14 protein-coding genes are annotated in these 17,523 nt (G+C 44.4%); 5 read left to right on the forward strand and 9 right to left on the reverse strand.

Features of this window, described 5'->3' with window-relative positions; all coding sequences use genetic code 11:
• Nucleotides 1–8 precede the first annotated feature (8 nt).
• From ABXS85_RS11905 to ABXS85_RS11915, 3 genes are all read right to left on the reverse strand, one after another.
• On the reverse strand, nucleotides 9–632 hold the full coding sequence (locus ABXS85_RS11905) for a DsbA family protein (RefSeq protein WP_353666753.1): 624 nt from the start codon (nucleotides 630–632) through the stop codon (nucleotides 9–11).
• 150 nt (nucleotides 633–782) lie between these two features.
• A complete protein-coding gene (locus tag ABXS85_RS11910) occupies nucleotides 783–1,979 on the reverse strand; it encodes an amino acid aminotransferase (RefSeq protein ID WP_353666754.1) in 1,197 nt (398 codons plus the stop codon).
• 281 nt (nucleotides 1,980–2,260) lie between these two features.
• Complete coding sequence (locus ABXS85_RS11915) at nucleotides 2,261–2,455, reverse strand: hypothetical protein (RefSeq protein WP_353666755.1); 195 nt, start codon at nucleotides 2,453–2,455, stop codon at nucleotides 2,261–2,263.
• Between the two features lie 190 nt (nucleotides 2,456–2,645).
• Between ABXS85_RS11915 and uvrD the strand changes: the two genes are divergently transcribed.
• From uvrD to dctP, 5 genes are all read left to right on the forward strand, one after another.
• Nucleotides 2,646–4,859: a DNA helicase II gene (gene uvrD / locus ABXS85_RS11920; RefSeq protein WP_353666756.1), complete on the forward strand. Its 2,214-nt coding sequence runs from the start codon at nucleotides 2,646–2,648 to the stop codon at nucleotides 4,857–4,859.
• Between the two features lie 76 nt (nucleotides 4,860–4,935).
• Entirely contained in the window at nucleotides 4,936–5,433 is a 498-nt protein-coding gene (locus ABXS85_RS11925; RefSeq protein WP_353666757.1) for a helix-turn-helix domain-containing protein, read from the forward strand.
• A 153-nt stretch (nucleotides 5,434–5,586) separates the two neighbouring features.
• Nucleotides 5,587–6,642, forward strand: a complete 1,056-nt coding sequence (locus ABXS85_RS11930) for a Gfo/Idh/MocA family oxidoreductase (protein WP_353666758.1) — start codon at nucleotides 5,587–5,589, stop codon at nucleotides 6,640–6,642.
• A 274-nt stretch (nucleotides 6,643–6,916) separates the two neighbouring features.
• Nucleotides 6,917–8,029, forward strand: a complete 1,113-nt coding sequence (locus ABXS85_RS11935; RefSeq protein ID WP_353666759.1) for a TRAP transporter substrate-binding protein — start codon at nucleotides 6,917–6,919, stop codon at nucleotides 8,027–8,029.
• A gap of 276 nt (nucleotides 8,030–8,305) precedes the next feature.
• Nucleotides 8,306–9,418 carry a TRAP transporter substrate-binding protein DctP gene (gene dctP / locus ABXS85_RS11940; protein WP_353666760.1) on the forward strand — a complete coding sequence of 371 codons (1,113 nt, stop codon included), beginning with the start codon at nucleotides 8,306–8,308 and terminating at the stop codon, nucleotides 9,416–9,418.
• Nucleotides 9,419–9,495: 77 nt separating this feature from the next.
• On the opposite strand, the gene ABXS85_RS11945 is transcribed toward dctP, so the two are convergent.
• The 6 genes from ABXS85_RS11945 to ABXS85_RS11970 form a co-directional block, all read right to left on the reverse strand.
• A complete protein-coding gene (locus ABXS85_RS11945) occupies nucleotides 9,496–10,179 on the reverse strand; it encodes a 1-pyrroline-5-carboxylate dehydrogenase (protein WP_353666761.1) in 684 nt (227 codons plus the stop codon).
• 15 nt (nucleotides 10,180–10,194) lie between these two features.
• Complete coding sequence (gene putA, locus ABXS85_RS11950) at nucleotides 10,195–13,317, reverse strand: bifunctional proline dehydrogenase/L-glutamate gamma-semialdehyde dehydrogenase PutA (RefSeq protein WP_353666762.1); 3,123 nt, start codon at nucleotides 13,315–13,317, stop codon at nucleotides 10,195–10,197.
• A gap of 305 nt (nucleotides 13,318–13,622) precedes the next feature.
• Entirely contained in the window at nucleotides 13,623–14,399 is a 777-nt protein-coding gene (locus ABXS85_RS11955) for an AraC family transcriptional regulator (RefSeq protein WP_353666763.1), read from the reverse strand.
• Between the two features lie 143 nt (nucleotides 14,400–14,542).
• Nucleotides 14,543–15,505 (reverse strand): NADPH:quinone reductase, encoded by a 963-nt coding sequence (locus ABXS85_RS11960; RefSeq protein ID WP_353666764.1) that lies wholly within the window; start codon nucleotides 15,503–15,505, stop codon nucleotides 14,543–14,545.
• An 11-nt stretch (nucleotides 15,506–15,516) separates the two neighbouring features.
• Nucleotides 15,517–16,905 (reverse strand): TRAP transporter large permease subunit, encoded by a 1,389-nt coding sequence (locus ABXS85_RS11965; protein WP_353666765.1) that lies wholly within the window; start codon nucleotides 16,903–16,905, stop codon nucleotides 15,517–15,519.
• A gap of 3 nt (nucleotides 16,906–16,908) precedes the next feature.
• Nucleotides 16,909–17,418, reverse strand: coding sequence for a TRAP transporter small permease subunit (locus ABXS85_RS11970; protein ID WP_353666766.1), 510 nt, complete (start codon nucleotides 17,416–17,418; stop codon nucleotides 16,909–16,911).
• Nucleotides 17,419–17,523: the final 105 nt, after the last annotated feature.

A 17,523-nucleotide genomic window follows, 5' to 3' on the forward strand; every position in this document is an offset into this window, starting at 1 on the left:
AAAGGTGCTTAAAGTGCCTTTTTTATACTCTCAAGCATGCTGAGAGGATCTTGATAATCAATGGCGATAGGAACCAGCCGATCGCCTTTAATAAGGGCTAAGGAAGGAAAAGAGTTAAGCTGTAAATGACGGGCTTGTGCAATTTCCTCTTCTAACAAAGCTTGCTGAGCAACATGCGCCATGGCCTTTCTAAACCCTTCTGCTTTGAGGCCGATGTGTTCTGCACAGGCTACTAACGTATCCAAATCAGAAGGATTTTTAGCGTTAAGATAATAGGCTTGTTGAATAGCATGGTACATTTCGTCTTCTAAACCAAAATCCCGCGCCACATAGCAGGCTCGACAAGCTGGATAGGTTGAACGTCTTGGTACATTATGTTGCCAAAAGTCAAAATTGAATTCAGTACCTAATTGACGCTGAATAGTGTGCCAAGTGGCTTGTAACTTGATACGCATGTCATCAGGCATAGGCGTATCTGAATCCACAGCTAAGCCACCTAACATTGGTTGTATTAATAATTTATCTTCGTCAATGAGTCCCTGAAGTGCTTTTTGTAGCTTGATCCATGTGGGACGAAATCCCCAACACCAACTACACATAGGGTCATAACAATAAATTAGGGTGGCGGCCATTTTGCTCTCCTCTATAGGCGAACTAGGGTTACGCCAATAAAAAATACAGCAAGATAAATTAGCAAATATGAAGCATAAGCGAAACAAAAAGCGATCATAGATATTTAATCGATGACCGCTTTTTTATCAGACTTATTGTCTTAGACTGAATTAGCCTTTGAGCACTTGAGCAATCGCTTCACATAGCGGAGTCATATTATCGTGGGTCATACCAGCCACGTTAATGCGTCCAGATCCTACAATGTAAATACCAAATTCATTGCGTAATTGTTTGACTTGGTCTGGCGTTAAGCCTGAGAAAGAGAACATACCCTGTTGTTGAGATATAAAGGAAAAGTCCTGTTCAACCCCTTTTGCTCTTAAGGTGTTTACAAACAAACTGCGCATTTCATGAATGCGACTGCGCATTGCGTCCAGTTCACTTTCCCATAAAACATAAAGCTCAGCATCATTTAGAATCTCTGCAACGACTGCAGAACCGTGAGACGGTGGGTTTGAGTAGTTTGTGCGGATACAACGCTTAATTTGTGTGAAACTTGCGTCTGCTTGTTCGCTGGTCTCACAAACAATGGTTAGAGCACCAACACGTTCATTGTATAAACCAAAGTTCTTGGAGAAAGAACTGGCAATTAACATTTCTGGAACATGGTCTAAGAAGGTCCTCAAACCTTGCGCATCGTCGGTTAAGCTTTGACCAAAACCTTGATAAGCAAAGTCGAATAAGGCTAAGAAGCCTTGTTTGCTGCATAGTTTTGCCAATTGGTACCATTGTTCTGGTGTTGGATCTATGCCAGTTGGGTTGTGGCAGCAGCCGTGGAATAACACCACATCGCCCTCAGGTACTTGAGATAGGCTGGCTAACATGGCTTCAAAATCTAATGTCTTGTTGTCAGCGTTGTAATACGCATAGCTGCCTACTTCTAAGCCAACCGATTGAAAAACAGATTGATGATTAGCCCAAGTCGGGTTACTTACCCAGATGGTGGCTTCGGGTAAATGCTTTTTAATGAATTCAGCAGCAACACGTAATGCGCCAGTACCACCAGGAGTATGGGCCGTGTGGGCAAGTTGCTTGCTAATAATAGGATGGTCTTCACCAAAGAGTAGCTTTTGTACCGCGATGCGGTAGTTTTCACTGCCTTCGATGCTGAGATAATTCTTTGATTTTTCCTGGAACAACAAACGCTCTTCCGCTTGCTTTACCGCCTTTAGAATGGGCGTATGGCCCTGTTCGTCCTTGTACACACCAACACCAAGGTTAATTTTGTTTGGGTTGGAATCTTTTTTGAAAGCGTCGTTTAGACCCAAAATTGGATCTGCTGGAGCAGCTTGGATATGTTCAAACATGTTAACTCCCCAAGAGGGTTATTTTCTTTTTTTATTATGGATTAGAAGATAGTAAAAATCAGATACATGGTACTCCAAGACATGAGTAACCGCTATAAAACAGGGAGAAAAGCGACAATAAAAACTGTAGCGAAATGTCACAATGTGACAGTGTTTGGTATTTTTACCGTAAAGAAACTAACGCCAAGTCAATAACTTGCCTGGTAAAGAGGGACCAACAACATATTTGCACTTAGGTAAGTGCAAATGGTCAATTGATGTAATTTCTAACGCTGAGAGAGTTAGTCATCCCAGCCGTTGGAAATATTATGATGTAAACGTTTTTGTTCCAAATGTTGCTCAATAGCACGTCGCGCTTTGAGCATGCGAGCGGCGTCTTCTTTTTGGTTGCGTTGCTTCTTCTCGTTATCCAAGCTGATGGAAGCGTGAAGAATATCGGTTTTTACTTCTGTTAGTGTTTCAGACAAATTGCTCATCCCAATCCCCCTCTTTTAGCCTTTCGATGTCTACAGATGTGCAATCAGCACTGTCATCGATCGTTGAAAAAAGTCAAAATAGACAGACAACTTACTTAATGAGTTATAAAAAACGTAAATCGATCAAAAATCAATCTGTTTTTACGTGTTTTTTATGACAAACCAATGAAATTAACCTTGGCGGACATCAATGGACGTTTCTTTTATTCTTGATTCTCTAAATGATAAACAGCGCGAAGCGGTAGCGGCGCCACTACAAAACAGCTTGGTATTAGCTGGTGCAGGATCAGGGAAAACCCGCGTATTAGTACATCGTATTGCTTGGTTGATGCACGCTTATGAACTGTCACCATACAGCTTGATGGCAGTGACTTTTACCAATAAAGCGGCTCGTGAGATGCAAGGGCGTATTGAAGAACTGGTTGGGGTGCCACCACAAGGTATGTGGGTCGGCACCTTTCACGGTTTAGCGCATCGCTTGTTGCGTGCCCATTGGCGTGACGCGGGCTTAAAAGAAAATTTTCAGATCATGGATTCTGACGATCAACTGCGTTTAATCAAACGTATTATGCGTGAGCTGAGCATAGATGATACTCGTTGGCCACCTAAGCAAGTGGCCTGGTTTATTAATGCGCAAAAAGACGAAGGTTGCCGAGCTGCGCATGTGCCAGACAGTCATGATCCTTTTATGAAGGGCATGCGAGAACTCTACTATCACTATGAAGAAGCTTGTGAGCGTGGTGGCTTATTGGATTTTGGCGAGTTGCTGCTGCGTGCTCATGAACTCATGCTGAGCACGCCGGCATTATTGCGTCATTACCAAGAGCGTTTTCGTCATGTGCTGGTGGACGAATTTCAAGATACCAATAGTATTCAATATGCTTGGTTAAGAGTTATGGTGGGGGATCAAGGCACCATCACCGCAGTGGGCGATGACGATCAGTCCATTTATGGGTGGCGTGGTGCAAAAATTGAAAACATTCACAATTTCAGTAAACACTTTACCGATGTTCATACTATTCGTTTGGAGCAAAATTACCGTTCTACAGGACATATTTTGAATGCCGCTAATGGCTTGATTCAAAACAATGATGATCGTTTAGGCAAAGAGCTGTGGACTGACAGTGGTGAAGGCGAGCCGATTTCCATTTATGCAGGTTTTAACGAACAGGATGAAGCACGTTTTATACTGGGAGTTATTAAAGAATGGCGTGACAAAGGCACTTCCCTGACAGATATGGCCATTTTATATCGTTCCAATGCCCAGTCACGTGTCATAGAGGAATGCTTGGTTAGGGAACAGATTGCTTATCGTATATATGGTGGACACAGATTCTACGATCGCTTGGAAATCAAAAATGCCTTAGCCTATGCGCGATTAGCCTTGGATCCTAACGATGATGGTGCCATGGAAAGGGTGGTTAATGTGCCACCACGTGGTATTGGTGAACGCAGTATTGGTACCTTACGCGAGATAGCACGAGATCAAGGCTGCTCTATGTGGCAGGCGGCACAAGAGGTGGTACGACAATCTTTGATGCCAGCGCGTGCGACCAATGCCATCAAAACTTTCTTACACTTGGTAGAAGGTTTGATTACCACGGTTCAGCAGCTGGACTTGAATCTTAATGACATTTTTGAACAGATTATCGACGAAGCCGGTTTGATTCCTTTCCATGAAAAAGAAAAGGGTGAAAAAGGCGAAGCGCGTATTGAAAACTTGAAAGAGTTAATTGGCGCGGCGGGTGGCTTCAGTTGGAACGACGAAGACGAGGAATTTAGCTCACCTTTGATGGCCTTTTTGGATCAAGCGGTTTTGGATGCGGGTGATGCGCAAGCGGATGAATATCAAGATGCGGTGCAGTTGATGACCTTGCACTCCGCAAAAGGCTTGGAATTTCCTTTGGTGTTTCTGACTGGGGTGGAAGAAAATATTTTTCCGAGCAAAATGTCCTTTGAAGAGCCAGGGCGCTTAGAGGAAGAACGTCGTTTGTGTTATGTGGGCATCACCCGTGCCATGGAGAAACTGTACATCACCTACGCTGAATCCCGTCGATTGTTCGGTAGTGAATCCTTTAACAGTCCATCGCGCTTTATCAAAGAAATTCCCCAAGAATGTTTACAGGAAGTACGCTTGCGCTCGCAGATCAGCCGCCCTGTGTCATTACAGCGTCCCGATTTTCAAGCTGAAAAAGCTAAGCTGCAAAACAGCAGTGTGTTAAATCGCTATCAAGCACCTGAAGTAAACGTCAGCATGGGGGATAAGGTAAAGCATCCGGTATTTGGCGAGGGCCTAGTGGTGAACTACGAGGGACAAGGGCCACAAGCGCGGGTTCAGGTTAACTTTGATGACGAAGGCACTAAGTGGTTGGTGTTGTCTTTTGCTAAGCTGGAAGTGCTGTAAGCAATTGAAAATAAATAACTGTCGCCTTTTTGTCACCTAAATGTCGTGACGCTTTTTAGATGGAGTCGCTAGTCTGATGAAAAACGGTAATCAGGATTTAAACATGGTGGTGAAAACACTTAGGTTACAAAGAGGTTGGTCGCAGGACCAACTTTCACAGCTATCTGGATTAAGTGTTCGTACTATTCAGAGAATTGAAAAGGGAAGCGCTCCTGGCCTAGAGTCATTAAAATCCTTGGCTGCCGTTTTTGGTGTGTCCATTAATGATCTTCAAGGAGAAAACACGATGACGGTTCAGACGGAAAAATCCGACAATATGGCGGAAAAAATAGCTGAAATTAGGGTGAATAAAATAAGCCATTTCTACAAACGCTCGATTCGATATGGTGCCATTATTTGTGTGTTGTTTGTTATCAATGTTTTTACCAATCCCGGTTATATTTGGGCCGTTTGGCCCCTGCTCGGTTTAGGGATCAGTCTTGCCATTCGTGGCTTAGATGCATTTGGTATCGTGAACTGGTTCGGCCCCGAGTGGGAAAAGCGACAACTAGATAAACAATTGATAGACAAATAATCGTGAGTTAGCAGTACTCACTTTTTATAGCGCCTTAGGTAAGAATGAATGAGCTTTATTCATTCTTACCTTTTATTTTCAACTCAGCAAATTTCTAATAATTTCTATAAACTACTCTTATCATAACAAAGATAAAAATAAGGGAGAGAAGTGATGATAAGAGTCGGTTTAGTTGGTTATGGCTTGTCTGGACAAGTATTTCACGCTCCTTTTATTGCCCATGACCCCAACATGACCTTAGCTTATGTATGCACTTCTAAGCTGCAAGAGGTTAAATCGACTTGGCCTGAAGTCAAAGTGGTCTCACAAGCGGAAGCCATATTTTTGTCAGCTGATGTGGATTTGGTGGTCATCACAACGCCTAATCAGTTGCACTTTTCACAAGCTAAAATGGCCTTAGAAAATGGTAAACATGTGCTATTAGAGAAGCCATCTGTAACCAGTATTCAAGAAGTAGAAGCACTTTGTATCCTAGCGAAACAACAAGAGCGTATTTTTTGTGTTTATCAAAATCGTCGTTTTGATGGCGATCTGTTGCGTTTAAAAGCCCTTATTGATAGCGGTGAATTGGGTACTCTTAAACATTTGGATTCACGCTTTGACCGTTTTCGACCTTTCCCACAATCTCGTTGGCGTGAGCAGCCGGGAGTGGGGACAGGCATTTTTTGGGATCTAGGTCCCCATTTATTGGATCAGGCGTTGTTTTTGTTTGGTCCACCAGTCTGGGTGCAAGCCAGCATTGATAGATTGCGTGAAGGAAGTGTGACTCATGATTGGTTTGAAGTAGAACTAGGCTATCAAGACAAGCGTATTCGCTTGGCTTCCACGCCTTTTGAGGCTGGCGCCATGCGACGTTTTAACGCCCGTTTTGATGGTGGCAGTTGGCACTGTGTTGGGCTTGATCCTCAAGAAGAAGCCTTACGTGCAGGACAAATGCCTTGGCAGCAAGACTTTCCATCACAAGGCGCTGCACAGCAAATTACGCGTTATGTGGCTCATTCCCAAGATCAAATTGAGGTAATTGAAGAGGTCGCAACACAAGGTCAATATGCGGATTTCTATGTCCAGCTGAGTGCAGCCATTTTGAGGAATGCACTGCCTCCTGTGTCCATGGAACAAGCTTGTCAGTTAGTGTATTTACTGTGTTTGGCAGAGCAATCAGCCGAAACGGGGCAGCGGGTTTCTTGGCATTATACTGTTGATTGTTAACTTTAATGCAGGATTTTATTGGAAATACTGACTTTTCATTCAAAAAAGGTTGAGCCTATTTCCGACAATTCTTATTATCTATCGCCCATTTGATGTTTTGTGTATCAAATGGGTGTTTTTCTGTCTGACCTCATAATAAAAAAGACCGTAAGTAGAACTGTTAAAGTCTGTTTATTGGCCACACCTCATTGTGTGACGATGATGATTGCTTATCGTGCCCACATATCCCAGACAGTTCTCAATAAGTAACTGGCTTCCTAAGGGAAATAATAAAATGCGTAATCTAATGCAATTGGGCAAATTGGCTTTGGCCGGTGTATTTGCCTTGTCTTTGGTCGCTTGCGGCGGCTCTGATAAAACGGAAGAAACGGCACAGGCCTCTCAAAAAATGGCAACTATCCACTGGAAAATGGTCACAACTTGGCCAAAAAACTTTCCTGGACTAGGAACGGGTGCGGAAGCGCTGGCGAAAAACATCAAACAGATGTCTAACGGTCGTTTGGACATTAAAGTGTATGCAGCAGGTGAACTGGTACCAGCATTGGAAGTATTTGATGCTGTGTCTCGTGGTACGGCTGAAATGGGTCATGCTGCCTCTTATTACTGGAAAGGTAAAGTACCTGCCGCTCAGTTCTTTACGACGGTGCCATTTGGACTGACAGCACAAGAGTTTAATGCTTGGATTGCCTTTGGTGGTGGACAAGCATTGTGGGAAGAAGTGTATGCCCCTTTCAATTTGATTCCTATGCCTGCCGGTAACCCTGGGGTACAAATGGGTGGCTGGTTCAATAAAGAAATTAATTCTCTAGAAGACTTTCAAGGTCTAAAAATGCGTATGCCGGGGTTAGGTGGTGAAGTACTTAAAAAGGTAGGTGCTACTCCAGTTAATTTACCCGGAAGTGAACTTTTTACTGCGTTGCAAACCGGTACCATTGATGCAACTGAATGGGTTGGTCCATATAATGATCTTGCCTTTGGTTTGTATAAAGCGGCGAAATACTACTATTACCCGGGCTGGCATGAGCCGGGTTCAGCAGTGGAAGCCATTTTCAATAAAGATGCCTTTGAAGCCTTGCCTGATGATTTACAAGCCATTGTTCGTGCTGCTGTGAAGCAGGCTAATTTGGATATGCTAAGCGAATTTACGGCGCGTAATAATGCGGCTCTGCAAACCTTGCTTGAAGAGCATAATGTAGCATTGAAAGCTTTCCCATCCGATTTACTATTGGCTTTGAAACAGGCTTCTTTTGAAACCTTGCAGGAAGTGGCTGCAAATGATCCTCAGAGTGAAAAAGTTTACCAGTCATTTAAAACCTTCTTAAACTCGGTTAGTAAATGGCATGATGTATCCGAACGTGCCTTTATTAACGCCCGTGCTGCTGAGTAATAGACTTTTTTAAGTCTTATAAATGATGAAAAGCGCTTTTATATCAGTATAAAAGCGCTTTTTTCGTTTTATGGTGGCAGAAATCGTAAATAAATAACAAAAAACCTTGAGGAGGAGCGTCGCAATTCATACTATCTCAATCACTTAGTGCAAAAAATGTGTCTATTCTTGGGGGAATGTAATGACCTAAGGGTGTGATTAGGGTTGCACATATAGAATGTTTTCAAAGCTAAGTCTTATAAAAATAAGTGAAAATAGCCTCTTGAGGGAAAAATAATGAGCATAATAAAAAACTGGAGCAAGCTGACATTGCTCGGCTTAACAACAGCAACTTTAGTGGCTTGTGGTGGCTCGGATAAAGCTGAAGAAACAGCTCAAGCCGAAACCAAAGCAGAAGTGATTAACTGGAAAATGGTTACCACTTGGCCAAAAAACTTCCCTGGTTTAGGTACTGGTGCGGAAAATTTGGCCAAAAACATCAACGAGATGTCTAACGGCCGCATTAACATTAAAGTATACGCGGCGGGTGAATTAGTACCGCCTCTCGAAGTGTTTGATGCGGTTTCCCGTGGTACGGCGCAAATGGGTCATGGTGCGGCGTATTACTGGAAAGGCAAAGCCCCTGCGGCGCAATTTTTTACCGCAGTTCCTTTTGGTTTTACAGCACAAGAAATCAACTCCTGGATTCACCAAGGCGGTGGTTTGAAATTGTGGGAAGAAGTGTACGAGCCTTTTAACCTGATCCCAATGGCCGCTGGTAATACTGGTGTACAAATGGGTGGTTGGTTCAATAAAGAAATCAATTCACTAGAAGATTTCCAAGGCTTAAAAATGCGTATCCCTGGTTTGGGTGGCGAAGTCTTGAAGAAAGTCGGCGGTATTCCTGTTAACTTGCCTGGTGGTGAAATCTTCACTTCCTTGCAAACCGGTGCGATTGATGCGACTGAGTTTGTTGGTCCATACAATGACTTGGCATTTGGTCTGTACAAAGCCGCTAAGTACTATTACTACCCAGGCTGGCATGAGCCAGGTTCTACTATGGAAGCCATTTACAACAAAGAAGCGTTTGAAGCTTTGCCAAAAGATCTACAGTTGATCGTACGTGCGGCGACTCGTCAAGCCAATGCGGAAATGTTGGATGAATTTACGGCCCGTAACAACGAAGCTTTGCAGACCTTGATCAATGAGCATAATGTCGTTTTGAAGCCTTTCCCTGATGATGTACTGTCTGCTTTGAAAAAAGCCTCAACTGAGACGTTAGAAGAAGTGGCGGCTTCGGATCCAATGAGCAAGAAAGTCTATGACGCTTTCAAAGATTTTGGTGGCAAGGTAAGAGCGTGGCACGAAGTGTCTGAGCGTGCTTACATTAATGCTCGTGAAATTGATTAAGTCATAAAAGCGAGTTTACAAAAACGCCTTTTGTCTCAGACAAAAGGCGTTTTTTTGTGGTGCAGAGTAACGGACGTTTAGTCGCTCATGCTGCCCAATTCCAGTAGGGTGGCATTACCACCAATCGCAGTAGTGTTGTTGGAAACAGTTCGTTCCGTCACAAAGCGTAATATGTAGTGTGGTTTAGCTATGGTTGACAGTGTTTCGCTATCCGTTTCAGCAACTAACTGACAAATAAGACCGGATTTTGCCGCGAGCGCTTGATTTAATTGTATGGCTTGGTTTGGCTCACATATTACTGCAACGCCGGCAAGGTCTTCTGCTTCAATAAGAGAGTCTTTAGCAGATTCTGCCACATTTTGAATGACGCCTTCAGGGACAAAAGGCATGATAAAGTCCATGATTTGCTGACCTTCTGGACCGACTGTGATCACCGTATTACCTGCGATAAGAGCAGTGAAAATCTGACCAACTAAACCTACTTTGGCCTTGTCTGAGGTAATGTTTGAATAGCATAAAAAAGTACCGCGCCCTTGGTTTGACAGGGTATTACTTTCACCCGTTGGGCCGGGCATAATACGTTTTTCTGCAATTTCTTTATAGGCATTGTCAATTTGCCACGACGCCATTTGCTTTTGTTCTGCTGAAAAGGCGTACAAGCTTTGTAACAGCTTTTCCGCACGGCCTTGTACTCCAAGCATGTCCCATTTTTCTAACACGGCTTGCGCGACCTGAATTTGAATAGGTTGTACGATTGTCATGTCTCTCTTCCTCCCTTATAGGTCTTGTTCTGTCGCGAAACGTTGCAGGTAGTGAGGTCCGCCTGCTTTAGGTCCAGTACCGGATAAGCCTTGGCCACCAAAAGGTTGCACGCCAACGACGGCCCCAACTTGATCACGATTGATATAAAGGTTACCGACACGAGCACGGTTAGCAATACAAGCACAAGTGGTTTCATTACGACTGTGTACACCCATAGTCAGCCCAAAGCCAGAGTGGTTGATGGTATCGATGATTTTATTTAGATCACGTGCTTTGTAGCGAACCAGGTGCAAAATCGGCCCAAATTTTTCGTCGCTTAACTGATCAATACTATCGATTTCGAATGCAGTAGGGGCCACAAAGGTGCCTTGGTCGGCGAATTCAGGCAGCTCTGATTGTGCGATCAGTTTACCAAGCTTATTCATGTGCTCGATGTGCTCAAGCAGCATTTGTTGAGCTTTCTGATCAATCACTGGGCCCACATCGGTACTGTGTAGATAAGGTAAGCCGACGGTTTGCTCTTGCATGGCACCTTTGATCATAGGAATAACGCGATCAGCAATGTCTTCTTGTACGAACATGACACGCAATGCTGAACAACGTTGTCCTGCCGAAGCAAAAGCCGAGCGAACGGCATCACGCACCACTTGCTCAGGTAAAGAAGTGGAGTCAATGATCATGGCATTTTGACCGCCTGTCTCTGCAATCACTGGCACAGGAGAAACATTTCGTGCTGCAAGAGTGCGGTTGATTAATTGCGCTGTCCCTGTCGAGCCAGTAAAGGCCAAACCAGCGATGCGAGGGTCGCTGGTCAAAGGAGCGCCCAATTTGGCCCCTTTGCCTGGTAACAAATGTAATACGTCACCTGGGACACCCGCTTCATGTAGTAACTCGATTGCGCGCACAGCGATCAGGCTGGTTTGTTCTGACGGTTTAGCAACCACGGTATTGCCTACCACCAAAGCGGCAACCACTTGACCGGTGAAGATGGCCAACGGGAAGTTCCACGGACTGATACAGGTAAAGACACCACGACCTTTTAACTGTGCTAATTTTTCTTGACCTAAAAAATCGGTGTATTTATGCGGTTCAGCAAAGTGACTGCGAGCTTGTTGTGCGTAGTAACGACAGAAGTCGACGGCTTCACGCACTTCATCAATGCTGTCTTGAATGGTTTTACCTGCTTCACGGTGACACAAAGCCATTAGTTCAGCGTAATGGGTTTCCATCAGATCGGCCATTTTGTCTAAGCAATCAGCACGTTCCCCGGCAGGACGTGCAGACCACTCAGGAAAAGCGGCTTGGGCAAGATCAATGGCTTTAGTGACGCTGTCTTGGTCAGCCCAATCGATTTCACCCACTGATAAAGAATGATCGTATGGACTCTTAATCTGATGGGTTAAACCCGTAGACAATTTTTCACCGCCGACGATGGGGTAAGCACGCCATTGTTGATTTTGTCCCATGAAAGCGTCTATTTTGGCTTTGAAAGGTTGCCATTCGGATTCGATTTCAATATTAGGGCCAAAAGAATTTTTTCGGTCAGTAAACAATTTACTTGGCAAATTGATGTGCGGATTAGCCAAAGATTGACGACTTTCCAGCGTGGTTACTGGATGGTGTACTAGGTCTTCAATTGGGTATTTGGCATCGATTAAACGGTGCACGAAAGAGCTGTTGGCACCATTTTCCAACAGGCGGCGAACCAAGTAAGGTAGTAAGTCTTTGTGGCTACCGACAGGCGCGTAAATACGCACGCACAGGTCATTTTCTTTGATCAAATGATTATAAAGAGCATCGCCCATACCGTGTAGACGTTGGAATTCAAACTCGTTATTGGTGGCGCCTAATTGTTTTGCCAAGCAACTGATGGTCGCTATGGTGTGTGCGTTATGGCTGGCAAACTGTGGGAAGATTTGTGCACGTGTGTGTGGACTCAATAAAAAGTGTGCACAGGCTAAATAAGACACATCTGTCGCTTCTTTACGGGTGTAAACGGGATAGCCATCTATACCTTTTTGTTGGCACAATTTGATTTCAGAATCCCAATACGCGCCTTTTACTAGACGTACCGGAATGCGATCTCCTTGTTCTTTGGCAAGGGCAGCAAGCCACGTCAATACAGGTAAAGCGCGTTTTGAATAAGCTTGTACCACAAGACCGAATAAGCCCCAGCCTTTAGTCACTTGATCACGATAAAGTTTTTCAAACAGGTGCAAGGACAACTCTAAACGATCTGCTTCTTCGGCATCTATAGTGATGCCAACCTTTAGAGAGCGCGCTTTCTCAATCAAACCTTTTACGCTGTCAAAAAGCTCGGTCATAACACGTTCTTTATTACCCGCTTCATAACGTGGATGTAATGCCGACAATTTGATGGAAATAGTCGGTCGATGACCCGTGTTATAGGTATCTTTGCCAACGGACTCTATCGCTTGTTCGTAGGATTTTAGGTATTTTGCGGCATCATCAGCTGTCAGAGCGGCTTCGCCCAGCATGTCGAAAGAGTAGGTGTAACCTTTGTCACGATAGCTTTTACCACGTGATAAGGCTTCATTAATGTTACGGCCAAGAACGAACTGATGTCCCATGATTTTCATTGCCTGATTCATGGCTTTACGAATCACGGGTTCGGAAACACGGTTTATCATACGGTTAACTAAGTTGGCTGGGGTGCCATCTTGGCGTTCGTCCATGGTGACTATCTTGCCTGTCAACAATAAACCCCAAGTAGATGCATTCACAAAGAAGGAGTCTGAATTTTGTGCATGAGAAGCCCAATCCGCCACGCTGAGTCTGTCTTTGATAAAAGCGTCCGCAGTTTCTTTATCTGGCACACGCATTAGGGCTTCAGCTAGGCACATTAACAAGATGCCTTCTTTCGTATCTAGGCTGTACTCTAGCAATAAGGCATCAATCATAGACATGCTATCGTCGTCTTTACGTACTTCAGCAATTAACTCGGAGGCCGCTTGAGTGTGAATCGCCAACTCAGCTTCCGTTGGTTTGGCTAAAGGCAAAAGCTCTTTCAACCAGCTTTCTTCGTCCGCTTTATAAAGAGGGGAAATGAGCTGCCATAACTGGTTTAATGGTTGCTCGATGAAGTTGGGTTGTAATACCTCAATCGCTTTAAACATGACTGTTTTCTCCCGTGAACAGCGAAGATCAAAAGTGTGTTTGACTGCTGTACATTGTTATAGAGCACATGGCACTTGATGAATGAATAGATTTAGTAAAAATCATCAAGCGTATGTCTGGATAATGGGCACACTTTAGTGACAGAAGGGGGAAACTGTCTTTCGAAAAAGTCGTTTTTTTTTATAAAAAAATCTGGCTCGAGTTAGGAAGTAGAGGATTTTGGTGATTTAAGCGGATTTTTTTGCAACATTTTTGAGGGAACCTGCCTGTCACTTATTAAGATTAGTTCAGGATGAGAATTTGTCTATTTAAGATTGCCAAATTGCTTCTGGTATCGCAAAGGCGTAATGCCTAAGGTTTGTGAAAACACATTTGTCATTGCACTTTGGCTAGAAAAACCGCACATTTCTGCGACTTGAATCGGGGGGAATCCTTCGCGTAATAGGGTTTGGGCGCGCTCAATACGTTTACGCATGAGATACTGATGTGGTGTCATGCCGGTACGTTCTTTAAATCTTTCATGGAACTGACTGACACTTAAAAAGCAGAAATTTGCCAACTGATCTATATGTACTTTGCGCGAAAGGTTCAGCTCGATGAATTGATCAAGTTTATCTATGTCCAGTTGATTGCCACGAGTACGTACATCCTTACTGTTGACCTGATGTCGAATGGCACTCAATAAGGTATTGCCGCAGGCACGCGCTAATATTTCATCATTTGGATACTGCTGTAACTCACCAGATAAGGCTGAGGCTAAAATTTGCAAGCGTGGACTGAGTTCGAAATAGGCGGCTTGATCGAAAATACGCGAGACAATTTCGTATTCTTCATCCGTGATGCTCTTTTGCGGTGGCACAGGTAAATTGACCACCATAATACGGTTTTCACCTAGACCAGCAAAAGCGTGAGTATTTGCTGAAGGTAAGATGCAACCTTCACCAGAGTGCAGTTCTTTTCCCTTGCCTTGAATATCAAAATCCGTATTGCCATCCAGCACAATGACCAACTGATGGTAATCATGATCATGGGCATCTGCCTCGTTGGGCAGACTAAATACATCGGATTCAGACGAAGTCAAAATTCACCTATTGGGCTATACGTAAAAATAAAGTATAGCCCTGTTAGTTAGGCTTTAATAGTGGTAGGTTTTTGTTGGGCAAGCTCTCAATTAAAAAGGGCACCCTGATATTGAGTGCCCTTTGTATAAGTTGTAGAGGGAAGTTACGCCTCGACTTGAATCACCAAATTGCCTAAAGCGCCTGACTTTAAAACTGCTTCATGAGCTTGAGGTAAGGCTTCTAAAGGGTAGCTTTGACGAATGACGGGTTTTAATACTCCCTTTTCAAACAAAGGCTTGAGGGCTTTCGCTATTAGGGCCAATTCAGCCGGTTTGACATTGGCTAGGGCCACACCCATAACAGCGGCATCGCGTGCCATTAAATCTCGTGGGTTAATTTCCACTGTGCCACGGTTACCCACAACAGCAACACGACCGCCAAATGCTAAGGCTTTTAAGTCTTGATCTAGGTTGTGGTTTGCTAGCATTTCAATAATGACATCAAATCCTGTTTCTAGAGATTGGAATGGCGCTAAATGGCCGTCTTCATTGTGCATGATAACGGTTTCAACCCCTTGTTCACGTAATAACTGAGCACCTTCGGTACTGCCTGCACTGGCAACAACGTCCATGCCAGAGGCCAGCGCCAGCTGAATGGTGGCAACGCCAACGGCACCTGTACCACCATGAATCAGTACTTTATCGCCTGCTTGGGCATTAGCGCGACCAAACAGCGCACGGTGTGCTGTGGTGTAAGGGATGCCCAAACAGGCGCCTTCAGCAAAACTCAGCGCGTCGGCTAATGGGTAAGTGTGGGTGGTGGCACACACACAATATTCAGCAGATGAGCCCGTTAAGTTGCGGCTAAAATAAACACGTTGACCAACTTTAAAACCACTTACAGCACTACCGACTTTGACGACCGTGCCGGCACCATCTGAACCTGGTGTGTGTGGAAAGTTGGCTGTGTAGTTGTTGGTACCTGAGCGAATGTAGGTGTCCACAGGGTTCACACCAGCAGCACCCACTTTCACTAAAATCTGCTCTTCGCTTATTTCTGGCTGAGCTGCGTCAACCAGAGCCAGTGCACTGGCTGGGCCATAAGCTTGGATTTGCATTGCTTTCATAATAATTATCCTCAGTCTGCGTAGACTTGCTCAGGCAACCAAGTTGCCAGATCAGGCCAGATGGACAGCATTAGTAAGACCACCAGCTGGATGATGATAAAAGGAAAAACCCCTTTATAAATGGATTGGGTTTTGACCTCTGGTGGCGCAACACCGCGTAAGTAAAATAGTGCAAAACCAAAAGGTGGTGTCAAGAACGAGGTTTGCAGGTTGATGGCCATCATAATACCCAACCATACAGGATCAAGACCCATTGCCAACAACACAGGGGCAACAATTGGCACCACCACAAAGGTAATCTCAATGAAATCCAGTATGAAACCGAGGAAGAACATCAGTAACATCACCACTATCATGGCACCAACCACACCGCCTGGAAGTTGCGAGAAGAAGTCTTCAATCAGTTCCTCACCACCGAATCCACGAAATACCAAAGAAAATAATGACGCACCTATTAGGATCATGAACACCATACAGGTTACTTTGGTGGTGGAGTAAACCGCCTCTTTTAATGTTGCAAGATTCAGTTTGCCGCTTAGCAAAGCCAACAATGCTGCACCTAAAGCACCGACTCCGGCGGCCTCAGTTGGTGTTGCTAAACCTGTTAAGATGGATCCTAGTACAGCAAAGATCAGAATCAGCGGTGGCATTAAACCTTTGAATAATTGCAATGCCAATGGCTCGGTCGAGCTGCCGCGTAATTCTTCGCGGGGGACCGCAGGGGCTTTATGAGGCTGTAGCCAAGCAACTACTACAACATACAATATGTAAAACACCACCAGAATCAAACCTGGAATCAAGGCACCGACAAATAAATCCCCAACCGAAATGGTTTTAGGGGAGAAAATACCCATTTGTAATTGTGCTTTTTGGAAGGCGTTGGACATGACATCGCCAAGCAATACCAGTGCAATCGATGGTGGAATGATTTGCCCTAATGTACCTGTCGCACAAATAGTGCCAGTTGCTAAGGCTGGGTCATAACCTCGACGTAGCATAGTTGGCAATGAAATCATCCCCATGGTAACCACAGTGGCACCGACAATACCGGTACTGGCGGCCAATAGCATGCCCACTAGAATGACGGAAATTCCCAAACCACCGCGCAGGGTGCCAAACAGCATGGCCATGGATTCCAATAGCTTCTCTGCTAATTTGGATTTTTCCAGTAGCACCCCCATGAGCACGAAGAGGGGCACGGCAATCAGAGTTTCGTTGCGAACAATACCAAATAACCGATTGGGCAAGGCTTCTAGAAAGACACTGTCAAAGGTGCCGAATAGAGAACCAACAGCAGCAAAGATCAGCGCGGTACCACCCAAAGAAAAGGCGACCGGGTAACCAAAAAGTAAGCAGATACACACGCCTGCAAATAACCATAAAGGTAAAAATTCCACCATGAGTTAAGCTCCCTTTGTGGCGCGGATTACGCCTAGATTCTTAAGAATATCTGCGAGGCCTTGAATAATAAGTGTCACCATCATAATTGGAATCAAGGTTTTCAACAGATAAACGAAGGGCAAGCCACCCGGTTCTTGTGATGTTTCTAATACGCGCCAAGAAGCTCCAACGTATTCTAAGCTTAGATACCCTGTATATAAGGTAAAAGGGAGTAGGAAGAAAAGTCCGCCAATCAGATTCACCCAGGCTTTTTTAGTCGCACTAAAATCACGATAAAAGACATCCACGCGAACGTGTTCGTCGGCTTTGAATGTGTATGCTGCACCCAGCATGAAGACCAAGGCATGAAAATACAGAACGGATTCTTGTAAAGCAATCGAGCCGATACCAAAACCATAGCGTAATAATACGATGAGGCAGGTAAGGAGCATCATCAGTAGTGTTAGCCAAGCAACGCATTTCCCTGTGTATTCAGAAATCGCCTCAGCTAAACAAATGAGTTTGTTAAACATGAAAGTACCCACAGTTTTTATTCATTATTGTGTTGGATTTATCCCCACAGAAAAATCCGTCAGTAAGTCTATTGGATAACGTTTCGCTTGAAAACTAAATGGCCA

Source organism: Marinomonas sp. THO17 (assembly GCF_040436405.1).
Taxonomy (GTDB): Bacteria; Pseudomonadota; Gammaproteobacteria; order Pseudomonadales; family Marinomonadaceae; genus Marinomonas.

What these genes read in the sequence shown, in the direction of transcription:
- ABXS85_RS11905 (WP_353666753.1), bottom strand. Translation starts at nt 632, where the DNA reads ATGGCCGCCACCCTAATTTATTGTTATGACCCTATGTGTAGTTGGTGT.
- ABXS85_RS11910 (WP_353666754.1), bottom strand. Translation starts at nt 1,979, where the DNA reads ATGTTTGAACATATCCAAGCTGCTCCAGCAGATCCAATTTTGGGTCTA.
- ABXS85_RS11915 (WP_353666755.1), bottom strand. Translation starts at nt 2,455, where the DNA reads ATGAGCAATTTGTCTGAAACACTAACAGAAGTAAAAACCGATATTCTT.
- uvrD (WP_353666756.1), top strand. Translation starts at nt 2,646, where the DNA reads ATGGACGTTTCTTTTATTCTTGATTCTCTAAATGATAAACAGCGCGAA.
- ABXS85_RS11925 (WP_353666757.1), top strand. Translation starts at nt 4,936, where the DNA reads ATGAAAAACGGTAATCAGGATTTAAACATGGTGGTGAAAACACTTAGG.
- ABXS85_RS11930 (WP_353666758.1), top strand. Translation starts at nt 5,587, where the DNA reads ATGATAAGAGTCGGTTTAGTTGGTTATGGCTTGTCTGGACAAGTATTT.
- ABXS85_RS11935 (WP_353666759.1), top strand. Translation starts at nt 6,917, where the DNA reads ATGCGTAATCTAATGCAATTGGGCAAATTGGCTTTGGCCGGTGTATTT.
- dctP (WP_353666760.1), top strand. Translation starts at nt 8,306, where the DNA reads ATGAGCATAATAAAAAACTGGAGCAAGCTGACATTGCTCGGCTTAACA.
- ABXS85_RS11945 (WP_353666761.1), bottom strand. Translation starts at nt 10,179, where the DNA reads ATGACAATCGTACAACCTATTCAAATTCAGGTCGCGCAAGCCGTGTTA.
- putA (WP_353666762.1), bottom strand. Translation starts at nt 13,317, where the DNA reads ATGTTTAAAGCGATTGAGGTATTACAACCCAACTTCATCGAGCAACCA.
- ABXS85_RS11960 (WP_353666764.1), bottom strand. Translation starts at nt 15,505, where the DNA reads ATGAAAGCAATGCAAATCCAAGCTTATGGCCCAGCCAGTGCACTGGCT.
- ABXS85_RS11965 (WP_353666765.1), bottom strand. Translation starts at nt 16,905, where the DNA reads ATGGTGGAATTTTTACCTTTATGGTTATTTGCAGGCGTGTGTATCTGC.
- ABXS85_RS11970 (WP_353666766.1), bottom strand. Translation starts at nt 17,418, where the DNA reads ATGTTTAACAAACTCATTTGTTTAGCTGAGGCGATTTCTGAATACACA.